The organism is Phenylobacterium sp., assembly GCF_041920015.1.
Classification (GTDB): domain Bacteria; phylum Pseudomonadota; class Alphaproteobacteria; order Caulobacterales; family Caulobacteraceae; genus Phenylobacterium.
In genome coordinates this window covers 41,804-55,455 of the sequence record NZ_JAYRST010000015.1, presented here as the reverse complement: position 1 = coordinate 55,455, position 13,652 = coordinate 41,804, and the positions used below count along the sequence as shown (strand labels likewise).

The 13,652-nt window shown below is 70.1% G+C and carries 14 protein-coding genes; 7 read left to right on the top strand and 7 right to left on the bottom strand.

From position 1 onward, the window contains the following. Both astD and ACE3TL_RS05300 read left to right on the top strand, forming a co-directional pair. Positions 1-1,271 (top strand): succinylglutamate-semialdehyde dehydrogenase (gene astD, locus ACE3TL_RS05305; RefSeq protein WP_374577680.1); only part of this gene is annotated, 1,271 nt, incomplete at its 5' end. Continuing rightward, positions 1,268-2,548 carry an N-succinylarginine dihydrolase gene (locus ACE3TL_RS05300; protein ID WP_374577679.1) on the top strand — a complete coding sequence of 427 codons (1,281 nt, stop codon included), beginning with the start codon at positions 1,268-1,270 and terminating at the stop codon, positions 2,546-2,548. The genes astD and ACE3TL_RS05300, both read left to right, overlap by 4 nt. A gap of 223 nt (positions 2,549-2,771) precedes the next feature. On the opposite strand, the gene ACE3TL_RS05295 is transcribed toward ACE3TL_RS05300, so the two are convergent. Both ACE3TL_RS05295 and ACE3TL_RS05290 read right to left on the bottom strand, forming a co-directional pair. Continuing rightward, positions 2,772-3,773: a YeiH family protein gene (locus ACE3TL_RS05295; protein ID WP_374577678.1), complete on the bottom strand. Its 1,002-nt coding sequence runs from the start codon at positions 3,771-3,773 to the stop codon at positions 2,772-2,774. After that, positions 3,770-4,009 carry a DUF6356 family protein gene (locus tag ACE3TL_RS05290; protein ID WP_374577677.1) on the bottom strand — a complete coding sequence of 80 codons (240 nt, stop codon included), beginning with the start codon at positions 4,007-4,009 and terminating at the stop codon, positions 3,770-3,772. Before ACE3TL_RS05290 ends, ACE3TL_RS05295 begins: the two co-directional genes overlap by 4 nt. Before the next feature lie 128 nt (positions 4,010-4,137). On the opposite strand from ACE3TL_RS05290, the gene ACE3TL_RS05285 reads away from it, so the two are divergent. Together ACE3TL_RS05285 and ACE3TL_RS05280 are read left to right on the top strand one after the other, a co-directional pair. Further along, the gene (locus ACE3TL_RS05285) at positions 4,138-4,596 is read left to right on the top strand and encodes an Lrp/AsnC family transcriptional regulator (RefSeq protein ID WP_374577676.1); all 459 of its coding nucleotides are present in this window, start codon (positions 4,138-4,140) and stop codon (positions 4,594-4,596) included. Positions 4,597-4,939: 343 nt separating this feature from the next. Then, positions 4,940-6,340 (top strand): AMP-binding protein, encoded by a 1,401-nt coding sequence (locus tag ACE3TL_RS05280; RefSeq protein ID WP_374577675.1) that lies wholly within the window; start codon positions 4,940-4,942, stop codon positions 6,338-6,340. A gap of 10 nt (positions 6,341-6,350) precedes the next feature. On the opposite strand, the gene ACE3TL_RS05275 is transcribed toward ACE3TL_RS05280, so the two are convergent. The 4 genes from ACE3TL_RS05275 to ACE3TL_RS05260 form a co-directional block, all read right to left on the bottom strand. Beyond that, positions 6,351-7,322 carry an SO2930 family diheme c-type cytochrome gene (locus tag ACE3TL_RS05275; RefSeq protein WP_374577674.1) on the bottom strand — a complete coding sequence of 324 codons (972 nt, stop codon included), beginning with the start codon at positions 7,320-7,322 and terminating at the stop codon, positions 6,351-6,353. Positions 7,323-7,525: 203 nt separating this feature from the next. Continuing rightward, complete coding sequence (locus ACE3TL_RS05270) at positions 7,526-8,737, bottom strand: parallel beta-helix domain-containing protein (protein WP_374577673.1); 1,212 nt, start codon at positions 8,735-8,737, stop codon at positions 7,526-7,528. Between the two features lie 121 nt (positions 8,738-8,858). After that, complete coding sequence (locus tag ACE3TL_RS05265; protein WP_374577672.1) at positions 8,859-9,848, bottom strand: aldo/keto reductase; 990 nt, start codon at positions 9,846-9,848, stop codon at positions 8,859-8,861. A 93-nt stretch (positions 9,849-9,941) separates the two neighbouring features. Continuing rightward, positions 9,942-10,511, bottom strand: a complete 570-nt coding sequence (locus ACE3TL_RS05260; protein ID WP_374577671.1) for a TetR/AcrR family transcriptional regulator — start codon at positions 10,509-10,511, stop codon at positions 9,942-9,944. 95 nt (positions 10,512-10,606) lie between these two features. Here ACE3TL_RS05260 and ACE3TL_RS05255 point away from each other — a divergent pair, with 95 nt between their 5' ends. From ACE3TL_RS05255 to ACE3TL_RS05245, 3 genes are read left to right on the top strand one after another with little or no spacing between them, the layout of a single operon-like run. After that, positions 10,607-11,377: an SDR family NAD(P)-dependent oxidoreductase gene (locus ACE3TL_RS05255; RefSeq protein ID WP_374577670.1), complete on the top strand. Its 771-nt coding sequence runs from the start codon at positions 10,607-10,609 to the stop codon at positions 11,375-11,377. 10 nt (positions 11,378-11,387) lie between these two features. Next, positions 11,388-11,960 carry a hypothetical protein gene (locus ACE3TL_RS05250; RefSeq protein ID WP_374577669.1) on the top strand — a complete coding sequence of 191 codons (573 nt, stop codon included), beginning with the start codon at positions 11,388-11,390 and terminating at the stop codon, positions 11,958-11,960. Continuing rightward, the gene (locus ACE3TL_RS05245) at positions 11,957-12,694 is read left to right on the top strand and encodes a dienelactone hydrolase family protein (protein ID WP_374577668.1); all 738 of its coding nucleotides are present in this window, start codon (positions 11,957-11,959) and stop codon (positions 12,692-12,694) included. The genes ACE3TL_RS05250 and ACE3TL_RS05245 overlap by 4 nt, the downstream gene beginning before the upstream one ends. Before the next feature lie 23 nt (positions 12,695-12,717). Here ACE3TL_RS05245 and ACE3TL_RS05240 read toward each other — a convergent pair whose 3' ends face one another. Further along, complete coding sequence (locus tag ACE3TL_RS05240; RefSeq protein ID WP_374577667.1) at positions 12,718-13,524, bottom strand: phytanoyl-CoA dioxygenase family protein; 807 nt, start codon at positions 13,522-13,524, stop codon at positions 12,718-12,720. Positions 13,525-13,652: the final 128 nt, after the last annotated feature.

Genomic DNA, 13,652 nt, shown 5'->3' with positions numbered 1-13,652 from the left:
TGGCCGAGCGGCATGCGGCGGCGCGGCGCTTCGCCGACCTCGCCAAGGCGCGGCGCGAGGAGATCGCGACCCTGCTGAGCCGCGAGACCGGCAAGCCGTTCTGGGAGACCCTGACCGAAGCCGATACGGTCGCGGGCAAGATCGAGGTCTCGATCCGCGCCCAAGCCGAGCGGGCCGGCGAGCGGGCGACGGAGATCGCCGGCGGCCAGGCGCGGCTGGCGCATCGCCCGCATGGCGTGCTGGCGGTGATCGGACCGTTCAACTTCCCCATGCACTTGCCGAACGGCCACATCGCGCCGGCGCTGATCGCCGGCAATGCGGTGGTGTTCAAGCCGAGCGAGAAGACGCCTGCCAGCGGGTTGCTGCTGGTTGCGCTATGGCGCGAGGCGGGCGTGCCGGCCGAGGCGTTGCAGGCGGTGATCGGCGGGCCTGACGTCGCCAAGGCGCTGACGGCTCATCCCGAGGTCGACGGCGTGCTGTTCACGGGCGGCGTGGCGGCGGGCCGGGCGATCCATAGGGCCCTGGCCGACCAGCCGCAGAAGATCCTGGCGCTGGAGCTGGGCGGCAACAATCCGCTGGTGGCCTGGGACGTGGGGGACGTGCAGAGCGCGGCGCACCTGATCGTGCAGTCGGCCTTCGTCTCGGCCGGGCAGCGCTGTTCCTGCGCGCGGCGGCTGATCGTGCCGGCCGGCGCGGCGGGCGATGAGATCGTCGAGGCGCTGACGCAGGTGATGGACAAGATCGTGGTCGGGGCGCCGTTCGATGAGCCGGCCCCGTTCATGGGGCCGGTGATCGACCTGGCGAGCGCGCAGGCGCTGCTGGAGGCGCAGGACCGGCTGGGCGGTCAGGCGATCCGGCCCATGCGGCAGGTGGAGGCCGGGCGGCCGTTCCTGACGCCGGGACTGATCGACGTGACGGGGGTTCCGATCCCCGATGTCGAGCATTTCGGGCCGCTGCTGAAACTGGTGCGGGCGGGCGACTGGGACGAGGCGGTGGCGAGCGCCAACGCCACGCGCTTCGGCCTGGCCGCGGGCCTGCTGTCGGACGACGAGGCGCGCTACCGCGACTTCTGGAGCCGGGTGCGGGCGGGGATCGTCAACTGGAACCGGCCGACCACCGGCGCGGCGGCCACCGCGCCGTTCGGCGGGCCGGGCCTGTCGGGCAACCATCGGCCCAGCGCCTATTACGCCGCCGACTACTGCGCCTATCCGGTCGCCAGCATGGAGGCGGGCGAGGCCGGCTTCCGTATCGGGACGGGGCTGGCGCCATGAGTGCGGTGGAGATCAATTTCGACGGCCTTCCGGGGCCGACCCACAACTATGCGGGCCTGTCGGTCGGCAACCTCGCCAGCCAGACCAATGTCGGCGAGGTCTCGCATCCGCGCGCTGCGGCCTTGCAGGGCCTGGCCAAGATGCGGACGCTGATGGAACTGGGCCTCGTCCAGGGGTTCCTTCCCCCGCCGCTGCGACCGGCGGCGCAGGTGCTGCGCGGGTTCGGCTTCAGGGGAGGCGACGACGAGGTGCTGGCCGCCGCGGCCGAAGCGGACCTGGCTCTCTTCCGGGCGGCCTGCTCGGCCTCGAGCATGTGGCGGGCCAACGCCGCAAGCGTGCTCGCCGCGCCCGACACCGGCGACGGGCGGGTGCATCTGGTGGTGGCGAACCTTGCCGGCATGCTGCATCGAAGCTTCGAGGCGCAGGAGACCTTCGCCCTGCTGAAGCGGGTGTTCGCAGACGAGGATCGCTTCGCCGTGCATGGGCCGCTGCCCAGCGCGCGGCATTTCGGCGACGAGGGCGCGGCCAACCACATGCGGCTGGCCGCCAGCCACGGCGCGCCGGGCCTCAACATCTTCGTCCACGGCGAGGCGAGCCGCGGCGGCGGCTTTCCCGAGCGGCAGAGCCTGCGCGCCAGCCAGGCCGTCGCGCGGCTGGCCGGGCTGGACCCGGCGCGGACCTTCTACGCCCTGCAGAACGCGGCGGCGGTGCAGGCCGGCGCCTTCCACAACGACGTGGTGGCGGTGGCCAACGCCAATGTGCTGCTGGCCCATCCGCAGGCCTTCGCCGACCCGGCGCGGCTCTATCGCGACCTGCGCGAGGGGCTGCCGAATCTGAAGGTGGTCGAGACCTTCGGGGTGAGCCTTGCCGACGCGGTGTCGTCCTATCTGTTCAACAGCCAGCTCGTCAGCCTGCCGGGCGGGGGCACGGCGCTGGTCCTGCCCTCGGACGTTCGGGAGAACGCGGCGGCCTGGGCGGCGGTCGAGGCGGTGCTGGCCGGCGACAATCCGATCGAGCGGGCGGTGGTGGTCGATGTGCGCGAGAGCATGCGCAACGGCGGCGGGCCGGCGTGCCTGCGGCTGCGCGTGCCGGCGGATGGGGCGGCCCAGGCCGGGATCGACCCGCGCTTCATCCTCGATGCGGCGCGCTGGGAGGCGCTGGCGAAGGTGGTGGAGGCCTACTGGCCCGAGACGATCACGCCCGCCGACCTGACCAGCCCGGACCTGTGGGCGCAGGCGCGCGAGGCGCATGCGGCGCTGGAGGCGGCGATCGGGTAGGGCGATCGTATATGCGATCAAACCTTCTTTTCCTCCCCTGCGCAGCGGGGGAGGGGGACCGGCGCAGCCGGTGGAGGGGGCGAGCGGCCGGCACCGAGCTTGATCCCGCCCCCTCCACCACCCTGCGGGCGGTCCCCCTCCCCCATAAAATGGGGGAGGAGAAGTGCGCCAGCGCCATGTGCGATAGCTCTGCCTGGAGGTGGAGGATCTAGGATTTGTCCGCCTACCGCACCAGCACCAGACTGACCGTGGCGGCCAGCAGGGCGATGACGGTGGTGGCGGTGGCGAGGGTCCAGGCGAGCCTGGGCTCGATGCGCATCAGGTCGCGGGGGGCGACCTGGGCGGAGATGGCGGCCACCCCGCCGAGCAGCAGCAGTTGCGAGGCGAGGCTGAGGACCGGGAGCGCGGCGGCCGGGATCAGGTCGAGGCTGCGGGCGGCCATCAGGGCGGCGAAGGCCCAGACGAACAGCGGCGGGGCGGGGAAGCGGCGCTGGCCGGCGCGGACGCCCATGGAGAGGGCGACGGCGATGACGACCGGGCCGAGCCAGAGGATACGCGAGAGCTTGGAGAGGGCGGCCGAGGCCTCGGCGGTGGGCGAAACGGACGAGCCGGCGGCGACCACCTGGGCGACGTCGTGGATCGAGAGGCCGAGGAAGACGCCGGTCTGGCGCTCGCTGAAGCCGAAATGGCGGGCGATGACCGGATAGGCGACCATGGCGAGGGTCGAGAGCAGGTTGACGCCGACCACGACGAGGGCGGTGGTGCGGCGGCTGGCCTCGCTGTCGGGCAGGGCGCTGGAGGCGGCCATGGCGGCCGAGGCGCCGCAGATGGAGACCGCGCTGGCGGCGATCAGCGCCTCGACCAGGGGCAGGCCGAGCAGCAGGCCAAGCCCGGTTCCGGCCCCGAGGCTGGCCATCACCACCCCGCCGCTGGCCAGGGCGACCGGCAGGCCGAGCGCGGCCAGTTCGGCCCAGGCGATCTGGGCGCCCAGCAGGGCGACGCCGGTCTTCAATCCGGGCTTGGCCCAAAGGGCGAGGCCCGGCGCCATGGCCGGCGACCAGCCCGCCAGGCCCAGGCCCATGCCGGCCACGGCGGCGAGGACGGGGGCGGGGAAGCCGCTCGCCTTGCCGATCGTCAGGGCCAGGGCGGCGATGACGCCGATGATCGCCGCGCCGGCGGCCGGGCGCCGCGAGGCCAGGGCGTCGCCGGCGGCGATATGGGTCACGCCTGGAGCGCCTTGCGCGGCGCCGTCTCGGCCAGGCGGCTGCGGGCCGACATCTGGGCGTGCAGCCGCTGGACGCACTGGCTGGCGGTCTTCTCGAACAGGAAGGGGAAGACGGCGTGGACCAGGCAGGCCGCGCCCGCCGCGATCATGGTTCCGCCGAAGGTCCCGGCCTGGGCCAGATGCTCGCCATAGGTCTCGCCGACCGATTCCGGGTGCCGGTTGAACGCGTCCAGCATTGAGGCTCTCCATACTCGCCAGAAGGCTTGGAGGATCGGGCCGTTTGCGGAGAAAGACGTTGTCGATCTGGCGGTGATGCGGCAGAAATGGAGAACATAATTCTCCCATATTGGACTTGTGCAGATATATGATTTCTCTGGATGCGATAGATCGGCGAATCCTGCGCGAGCTGCAGACCGACGCGACGATTCCCGTCGCCGAGCTGGCCGAGCGGGTGGGGCTGTCGCAGACGCCCTGCTGGAAACGGGTCAAGCGGTTGACCGACGAGGGGGTGATCGCGCGCAAGGTGGCGCTGCTCGACCGCGAAAAGCTGGACCTGGGGCTGGTGGTGTTCGTCTCGCTGAAGACCAGCCGCCACGACGAGGCCTGGCTGGCCCAGTTCGCGCGCGGCGCCTCGGCCCTGCCGGAGGTGGTGGAGATCTACCGGCTGGCCGGCGAGACGGACTACCTGCTGAAGGTGGTGGTCTCGGACATCGCCGCCTATGACCGCTTCTACAAGCGGCTGATCGCCACCGCGCCGCTGGACGACGTGAGCTCGGCGTTCGCGATGGAGCAGATCAAGTTCACGACCGCCCTGCCGGTTTAGGGGGAGTCGCAGTCCCCCTTAGTCAGCTCCGCTGACAGCTCCCCCAGCGGGCAGGGCGATCGCATATGAGTGTCCTCCCGGTTTGCGAAGCAAGACCGGGATCCATGAACACAGGCGGTTCAGAATCCGTCCCGGCGGCGCAATATCCTGAAAGCTCAGGCGTTCATGGATCCCGGACAAGTGCTGCGCGCTTTCCGGGACGACATGCGAAGTGGGCTGCCGCCGCTTATCCGCGCCATATGCGATTGCCCTGCCCCAGCGGGGGAGCATCTTGAGTGCACGAATGGCCTGGACGGTGTCTTGCCGCCTTCTCGGGCTGGCCGAGACCCGCTAGGCAAGGGGCATGAACCTTTACGACCTGCTCGCTTCGCGTTTTCCGGCTGATCGTTCGCGGCCGGCGTTCCTGCTGCCGGATGGGCGCGCGGTCAGCTATGGGGCGCTGGAGGAGGACGTGGCGCGGACGGCGGCGCTGCTGGTCGAGCATGAGGTCGAGCCGGGGGACCGGGTGGCCATGCAGTCAGTCAAGAGTATCGAGGCGGTGGCGGTCTATCTGGCGACCTTGAAGGTCGGGGCGGTCTTCCTGCCGCTGAACACCGCCTATACCGAGGCCGAGGTCGACTATTTCATCGAGGACGCCGAGCCGGCGCTGTTCGTCGAGGATGCGGTGGAACTGGTGGCCGATGCGCGCACGCGCGCGCCGCTGTGGGAGAGCGTGGCGCGGGAGGACGGCGACCTCGCCTCGATCATCTACACCTCGGGCACGACCGGGCGCTCGAAGGGGGCGATGCTGAGCCATGGGAACCTGGCGGCCAACGCCGCGGCGTTGCACCAGGCGTGGGGGTTCTCCGAAGAGGACGTGCTGCTGCACGCCCTGCCGATCTTCCACGTGCATGGATTGTTCGTAGCCTTGCACTGCGCGTTCCTGTCGGGGGCGCCGATGGTGTGGCTGGAGAAGTACGAGGATGCGCAGGTGCTGGCCGCCCTGCCGACATCCACGGTGATGATGGGCGTGCCGACCTTCTATACGCGGCTGCTGGCCAATCCGGGGTTCACGCGGGAGGCGGCCGAGCACATGCGATTGTTCATCTCCGGTTCGGCGCCGCTGCTGGAATCGACCTTCGCCGAGTTCGAGCAGCGGACCGGCAAGCGCATCCTGGAACGCTACGGCATGAGCGAGGCGGTGATCATCACCTCCAATCCGCTGGAGGGGGAACGGATCGCCGGCAGCGTCGGCTATCCGCTGCCCGGCGTGGAGTTGCGGATCGGCGGCGGGGAGGAGACAGGCGTCCTCGAGATCCGCGGGCCCAGCGTGTTCGGCGGCTATTGGCGGATGCCGGAAAAGACCGCCGAGGAGTTCACCGCCGACGGCTTCTTCAAGACCGGCGACGTGGGGCGGCGGGACGCCGACGGCCGGGTGTGGATTTCGGGCCGGGCCAAGGACCTGATCATCTCCGGCGGCTTCAACGTCTATCCGAAGGAGATCGAGCTGATCCTCGACGAGATGGACGGGGTGGTCGAGAGCGCGGTGATCGGCCTGCCGCACGCCGATTTCGGCGAGGCGGTGACGGCGGTGGTGATCGGATCGGGCGACGAGCGCGCGATCATCGCGGCTCTGCGCGGGACGCTGGCGGCGTTCAAGACGCCCAAGCGGGTGTTCTTCGTGGACGAACTGCCGCGCAACGCCATGGGCAAGGTGCAGAAGAACCTGCTGCGCGAACGCTATGCGGGAACGTATGGCGCTTAGCTCTTAGCTCTTAGGGGCGCAGGCTGCGGATATAGTCGGCGATGAGGGCGACGCCTTCCTCGTGGACCACGGTGCGGCCGAGTTCGGGCATCATCACGCCAGGCTCGGTCGACTTCATCCGGTGCAGCAGGATGGAATGGTCGGGATCGCCGGGGGCGATGGAGACCTCCAGACCGCCGGAGCCGCGGCCGGCGGCGACCGGGCGCTTGCCGATCCCCAGGGCGGCGGGGCGGTCCTCCTCGAGGTCGAGATTGAGGCCGGAGTTGGAGGCCATGCCGGCGGCGTTGTGGCAGTGGGCGCAGTTGGCGTCGAGATAGGCGCGGGCGCGATCGGCGAGCGGGGCGGCGGGATCGTCCCAGGCGGCGGTGCGCGGAGCTTGCGACGGGGCCGGCGCGCCGGAGAGCAGGCCGGTCCGGGCCCAGTGGGCGAGCTGGTTCTCGGTCCCGGTGGAATAGGCGAAGTCGCCGTTGAGGTTGCGGGCCTTGGGGCCGATGGGCGCCAGTTCGCCGGACAGCGAATGGCACTCCTTGCACTGGTTGGCGTTGGGGACGGCGTAGTCGATGCGATGCGGCTGGCCATGGGCGTCGACGAACGAGATGTCGAGGCGGGTTCCGGCGCGCTTGAGGCGCGCCTCGTCCTGGGCCTCGTTCCAGACATAGGCGAGGGCGGTCCAGCCCTGGGCCTGGCGGATCAGCAGGCGGGTCTCCAGGTAGCGGACGTTTTCGGAAGGCCGCCTGAAATCAGCCGGATAGGCGAAGGTCTTGACGAGGGTGGTCCCGACCGGGAAGTCGAGGGCGCCGGTCTGGCGGTAGGCGGCCGAGGTTCCAGGCGGCAGGTAGGCGAAGCGGAACTTCTCGGCGTAGTCGCTGAAGAGCGGGGTGCTCAGGGCGTAGGGCGTCAGGCTGGCGTTGGGCGTGCGGGCGCCGGCGTCGGTGAACAGGCGATAGGCCGATAGGGTCGGGGCCGGCGTCTCGGCGAGCAAGGCGGCGAGGTCGACGGGCGGCGGGGCCGGGCCGGCGCCGAGGCTGAGAGCGGCGGCGAGGATGGCGCACCAAATTGCTCCCCCGCGGGGGGAGCTGTCCGCCGCATGGCGGACTGAGGGGGACTTTGACTCCGCGCGCCCCCTCCGTCTCGCCGCTGCGCGGCGATCCACCTCCCCCGGAGAGGGAGGAATTGGGAGAGACGTCACGGCGCCAGCCGGGCCTGGGCGGGCGGCAAGGCCACCGGGGCGGGTTCGGGAGCCGGCGCGGCCTCGCCCATGACGGGCTTCACCGAGGGGGCGGCCTTGTCGAGGGCGCCCGGAGCCGGAAGGTTGAGGTTCAGGACCGGGCCGTCCTTCAGCCAGACGCGGACCGGCTCGGGGCTGGCCGGGTGGGTCAAGATCCCGTCCCACATGATCGGCGGCAGGGCGCCGCCGAAGGCCTTGGCCAGCAGGTCTCCGCCCTCGAAACTCGGCTTGAAGCCGTTGCGGCCCATCTGGTTGTCGCGCACGACGATGTCGCGGGGCAGGGGGTTGTAGGTCTTGTCGTCGAACGGCTGGACATAGGCGACCAGCATGACCGCGGCGGACTGATTGCCGTCGATGCGGTTTTCGAAGACGTGGACGTTCTTGTTGGCCATCAGCATCACGCCGGTCCCGACCGGGACGCTGGCGACGATGTTGCCCTTGGGCGCGAAGTTCGGGGTGTCGTTGTCGACCACCTGGTTGCGGAAGATGCGGGTGGAGTGGCCGCCCATCTGCGGCAGGTTCGGCAGGTCGAACACCAGGATGCCGCCGGTGTTACGGGTGGCGACGTTGTCGAACACGTCGGCGTTCATCGAGTTTTCGATCTCGATGCCGGCGACGTTGAACTCGGCGCGGCTGTTCCTGACCACGATGTTCTTCGACTGGCCGACATAGATGCCGGCGTCGGAGGCGCCGCGCACGCTCACCTTGTCGATCAGGACGTTGGTCGAGGAGACCGGATAGACGCCGTAGGCGCCGTTGGTCTCCTTGGGGCCGCCGGTCCATTCGACGGTGAGGGAGAGGAAGCTGATCTGGTCCGAGCCCTTGGACTTGATCCCGTCGCCCTTGGTGTCCTGGACCGTGAGGTCGCGGACCGTGACGCGGTCGGAGGTGACCAGCAGGCCCTCGCCCGCGCCTCTCTGGCCCTTGAAGGAGAGGATGGTCTTGTCCTGGCCGGCGCCGGTCACCGTCACGTCGTCGATGTCGAGCGAGAGGCCGTCGGTGAACGCGAAGGTTCCGGCGCCGAGCGCGACGGTGTCGCCGGGCCTGGCGTCGAGCAGGGCGGTCTGCACCCGCTCCTGGGCGTCGGGGCCGGGCGTGACGGCGATGGTCTTGGCGTGGGCGAGGCTGGCGGTGGCGCAAAGCGCCAGGGCCAGGGCGGCGGTCTTCATCGGCGTCCTCCCGGGGCGTCTGATGCGCCCTCGATTCCGGGAGGAAGGTTGCCGCCGTTCCGTGTGGGAACGGAAGCCTTTTCCTCTCCCGCGGGCGGGAGAGGAAAAGGGGAGCTGCGTCCTAGGCGTTGACCAGGGTCATGCCGCGTTCGTCGTAGCGGTCGCCGGCGACCTTGGCGGCCAGGGCGTCGAGGCTGGCGGTCTCCTCGGCGGTCAGGGCGATGTCGGCGGCGGCGAGGTTGGATTTCAGGTTCGCCAGCCGCGTGGTGCCGGGGATGGTCACCACGTTGGGGCTGGCGGCCAGCGCCCAGGCCAGAGCGACCTGGGAGGCGTTCGCGCCGCGGGCGGCACCGATCTTGCCGATCTCCTCCACCAGGGCGAGGTTGGCCTCATAGGCGTCGCCCTGGAAGCGGGGCGAGACGGCGGCGCGGTAGTCGTTCCCCTCGGGTTTGTGGTCGCGGGTGAAGGCGCCGGTCAGCATGCCGCGGCCGAGCGGGGAATAGGCGACGAGGGTGACGCCGGTCTCGCGGCAGAGCGGCAGGACCTCCTTTTCAGCGTCGCGGGTGAAGATCGAATATTCCCACTGCACGGCGGCGATGGGGTGGACCGACTGGGCGCGGCGCAGGCTGTCGGCGTTGACCTCGGAGAGGCCGAGAGCCTTGACCTTGCCTTCCTGCACCAGCTTGGCCATGGCGCCCACGGTCTCCTCGATGGGACGGTTCGGGTCCTTGCGGTGCAGGTAGTAGAGGTCGACGTGGTCGGTCTTCAGCATGCGTAGGGACTGCTCGATAGCCCGGCGCATGTTCTCTTCCGAGCCGTCGACGCCGCGCACGGTGCGGGTGGCGAGGTCGCCGACCGGGCCGAACTTGGTGGCGATGAACGCCTTGTCGCGGCGGTCTTGGAACGCCTGGCCCAGCAGGGTCTCGTTGGCGCCGAAGCCGTAGAGCTCGGCGGTGTCGAAGTGGTCGACGCCCAGGTCGAGGGCCTCGTGCAGCAGCTTGACCGCCTCGGCCTGGTCCATCGGCTCGCCATAGGCGATCGACATGCCCATGCAGCCCAGGCCGATGGCGTTCACGTCCCGGCCGGTCTGGCCGATCTGGCGACGGATCATGGGAAACTCCGCAGGTTGGATTGTGGGAAGTGTGAGCGCTCACTCACATGCTGATAGTTAGACCCGCCATGGGATATCGTCAAGCGGTCGGGTTCAGGCGCGCCAGGAATCCAGGACGGACTCGGCGGCGGCGTCGAGTTCGGCGGGGGTCCAGCCGCGGCCTTTGAGCTCGATCTTCAGCAGGTAGCCGACCGGCGCGAAGAACAAGGCGCCCATCAGGTCGCTGGGCAGGTCCTTGAAGACGCCGGCGTCGATGCCGGCCTGGCGCAGGCGGCCGACCGCGGCGGCGATCTGCTCGTGGGCCGCGCCGCCCTCGCGTTTGGAGAGCGAGGATTCGGCGAAACGCTGGCCGAACATGAAGGCCTCGGCCTCCTCGCGGTAGGCCTCGTAGAGCTTGCGCCAGACGCGCTTGAGCCGGGCGTCGGGGGTTTCGTCCCCATCCTCGCCGTCGCTGATCGCTTCGAAGATGCGGCGTTTGACCCCGCGATAGACCTCGATCAGCAGGTCGTCCTTGGAGGGGAAGTGGCGATAGAGCGTGCCTTCGGCCACGCCCGCCTCGGCGGCGATGGCGGCGGTGGTGACCGCCTCCAGCCCGTCGCGCGCGCCAATCTGCAGCGCGGCGCGGAGCAGCTTGTCCTTGGTCGATGGGGCGGGCGTGAGCATGGGCTCACAAATTGTCGTGTGAGGACGCCTGTCAAGCCTGCGCAAGCTGTTCGGGGCGGGCTAGAACCTCGTCCAACGAAAAACGGGAGTGGAACATGGACCTGGGTCTGAAGGGCCGGAAGGCCGTCGTCACCGGCGGCACGCGCGGAATCGGGCGGGCGATCGCCGACCTGCTGGCCGACGAAGGCTGCGACGTCGCGGTCTGCGCGCGGAACGCCGAGCAGGTGGCGCAGGCGGTGGCCGAGCTGGAGGCCAAGGGCGTCAAGGCGTTCGGCCAGGCGGTCGACATCGCCGACGGCCCGGCGCTGCAAGGCTTCGTGAAGGCGGCGGGCGAGGCGCTTGGGGGGATCGACGTGATGGTCTCCAACGCCAGCGCCCTGGTCCAGGGGGCGGACGAGGCGTCCTGGCGGGGGATGTTCGAGATCGACGTGCTGGGCGCGGTGCGCACCTTCGAGGCGGCGCAGCCGTTCCTGGAGGCGGCGGGCGAGGCGAACGGCGATGCGGCCTTCCTCGTCACCTCGTCGGTGTCGGCCGCCGAGGCCAGCAACCCCTCGGCCTATGGGGCGATGAAGGCGGCGCTGATCCACTACGCCAAGGGGCTGGCGCGAGAGGGCGCGGCCAAGCACGTGCGGGCCAATGTGGTCTCGCCCGGCACGGTGTTCTTCGAAGGCGGGGTCTGGGGCAACGTCAAGGCGGGCATGCCGGCCTTCTTCGACCAGATGATCAAGCGCAACCCGACCGGGCGCATGGCGACGCCGGAAGAGGTGGCGGCCGCGACCGTGTTCCTGGCCAGCCCCCGCTCGGCCTTCACGACCGGGGTCAATCTGGTGGTGGACGGGGCGATCTCGACCCGCGTGAACTATTAGGAGCAAGGCCTTGGAATACGACTATTTCCAACTGACCCTGGGCCGTGAGCGGACGGCGCAGCGGGCGCTGGCCGACCAGCTCTACGCCGCGCCGCGGACGCGGGCGGTGTTTGCGCCGCTGCTGGGGTTTGCCTCCAACACCACCTTGGTGCTGACGCAGGCAGGAGCGGATGTGGCCACCGCGCCGGGCGTGGTGGCCAGCGAGCGCGACCGACTGACCCCGACCCTGCGGCCCACGGCCGATGTAGAGCCGCCGCAGGGCGGAATCTACGTCCACAACTGGTTCACCATCGACGGCGATGCAGCCGAGGAGTTCGTGCGGCTGTCGGGCGAGGCCTGGCCCGACTTCGAGGCCAGGTTCGAGACGCAGATCTACGGCCTCTTCCTGGCCGAGGCGTCGGAGGCGGACCGGCGGGACGGGGCGCGGCGGCTGTTGCTGATGACGCGCTATCGGGACCTCGGCGAATGGCAGGTCTCGCGCGACCCGACCAGCGAGGCGATGAAGGTGTTCCTGCGGCGGCGCGAACTGACGCGGGTGTCGCTGGCGCGGGCCTGCGTGCTGATGCCGAGGGCGGCGGCATGATCGAGCAGACGATCGAGATTCCGACCCGCGACGGGGCGACGACGACCTTCATCGTGCATCCGGACCGGGATGGGCCGCATCCGGTGATCCTGTTCTTCATGGACGCTCCGGCGATCCGCGAGGAATTGCGCGACATGGCCCGGCGGCTGGCGACCGCCGGCTACTACGTCATGCTGCCCAACCTCTATTACCGCGCCGGGGTGCTGGAGCTGGTCCCGCCGGGCGGGGCGATGGACGATGCGCTGCGGGCCCGGATGATGGAGCTGATGGACGGGCTCTCCATCGCGATGGTGATGGAGGATTCCGACGCCCTGCTGGCCTTCGCCGAGGGCCAGGCCGCGGCGGATGCGGCCAGGGTCGGGTGCGTGGGTTACTGCATGAGCGGGCAATTCTCGATCAATGCGGCCGCGCGCCATGCGGGCCGGGTGAAGGCGGCGGCCTCGATCCACGGCACCTTCCTGGTCACCGACAAGGACGACAGCCCGCACCTGGCGGCGCGCAAGGCCAGCGGCGAGCTTTATTTCGGTTGCGCCGAAATCGACCGCTGGGCGCCGGCCGAGACGGTCGAGGCCCTGGCCGCCTCGCTGAAGGCCGATGGGATCAAGGCCGAGGTCGAGGTCTATCCCGGCGTCCAGCACGGCTTCGTGTTCCCCCAGCGGGCGCTCTACGACAAGGCCGCAGCCGAGCAGCACTGGGCGCGGCTGAATGCGCTGTTCCGGCGGAATTTGGGGTAGGGAGCGGTTCGCGCGCGTCGTCGTCAGCGCTCCACCGGCGCCACCCAGTCGTCTTCGAGGCTCTTCAAGGGATGGGAGCCGGTGACCTGGCCCATGAAGGGGGGCCAGATGTTGTAGCCGAGCAGGTCCTGGAGGCGGGGCGACATGGCCCTGGCGCGGGCGCGCGGGACGCCGAGATAGAAGTTCTCCTGGGTGCGGGCCCAGGGTTGGCAATACTGGTTGGTGAAGGCCAGGCGCGGCGCGTTCGAGCGGTTGGCGCCGCCGCGGTGCAGCAGCGTGCCCTGGAAGACGATGGCCGCGCCGGCGGGCATGACGACGGGCCGCAGCAGGCTTTCGGCCTTCTGCGGCGAGAGGGCGGCGATGTCGGCGTCACTCCAGAGATGGCTGCCGGGGATGATGTCGGTGGCGCCGTTGGCGTCCGTGAAGGCGTCGATGGCGCCGATCAGCGAAAGGCTGACGGCCGGACGAGGGCGTGGCTGGCGATAGAAGCCGTCGTCGAAATGCACCGCCTGGGCCGCTTCGCCGGGATGGATGCAGATCGCCTGGCTGGCGGTCAGCAGGTAGCCGGGCAGCAGGAAGCGGTCGAGGAGGGCGAGCAGGCGCGGTTCGGCGGTCAGGTCCTCGAACACCTTGCCGCGGGCGACCAGGGTGTAGACCCGCTCGGTGGCAAAGCCCTCGAAGGCGTTGCGGCCGTGATGGGCGCCCAGGTGCGGAACCAGGGCGGCGCGTGCGGCCGCAAGGGCGCCTGCGCCTGCGAAATCTTCTATGAGCGTATAGCCGTCGCTGGCCAGGCGCTGGACGTGGGCCTCGATGTCGAACGGCTCGGCCATGGGGACTCCCAGCTTCCGAGGGGCGTGTCCGACGCTACGCGCGTGACGGTGGGGAAGGTCCAGCGGCCGTTCTGCCCGGCCATGAAAGAAAAAGAGCCCGGGGAAGAACCCCGGGCTCTTTCTATCGA

Bases quoted from the DNA above. Each gene is read 5' to 3' on its own strand.
- ACE3TL_RS05240 (WP_374577667.1), bottom strand. From the start codon at position 13,524: ATGGCCGAGCCGTTCGACATCGAGGCCCACGTCCAGCGCCTGGCCAGC.
- ACE3TL_RS05280 (WP_374577675.1), top strand. From the start codon at position 4,940: ATGAACCTTTACGACCTGCTCGCTTCGCGTTTTCCGGCTGATCGTTCG.
- ACE3TL_RS05255 (WP_374577670.1), top strand. From the start codon at position 10,607: ATGGACCTGGGTCTGAAGGGCCGGAAGGCCGTCGTCACCGGCGGCACG.
- ACE3TL_RS05270 (WP_374577673.1), bottom strand. From the start codon at position 8,737: ATGAAGACCGCCGCCCTGGCCCTGGCGCTTTGCGCCACCGCCAGCCTC.
- ACE3TL_RS05260 (WP_374577671.1), bottom strand. From the start codon at position 10,511: ATGCTCACGCCCGCCCCATCGACCAAGGACAAGCTGCTCCGCGCCGCG.
- ACE3TL_RS05300 (WP_374577679.1), top strand. From the start codon at position 1,268: ATGAGTGCGGTGGAGATCAATTTCGACGGCCTTCCGGGGCCGACCCAC.
- ACE3TL_RS05245 (WP_374577668.1), top strand. From the start codon at position 11,957: ATGATCGAGCAGACGATCGAGATTCCGACCCGCGACGGGGCGACGACG.
- ACE3TL_RS05285 (WP_374577676.1), top strand. From the start codon at position 4,138: ATGATTTCTCTGGATGCGATAGATCGGCGAATCCTGCGCGAGCTGCAG.
- ACE3TL_RS05290 (WP_374577677.1), bottom strand. From the start codon at position 4,009: ATGCTGGACGCGTTCAACCGGCACCCGGAATCGGTCGGCGAGACCTAT.
- ACE3TL_RS05265 (WP_374577672.1), bottom strand. From the start codon at position 9,848: ATGATCCGTCGCCAGATCGGCCAGACCGGCCGGGACGTGAACGCCATC.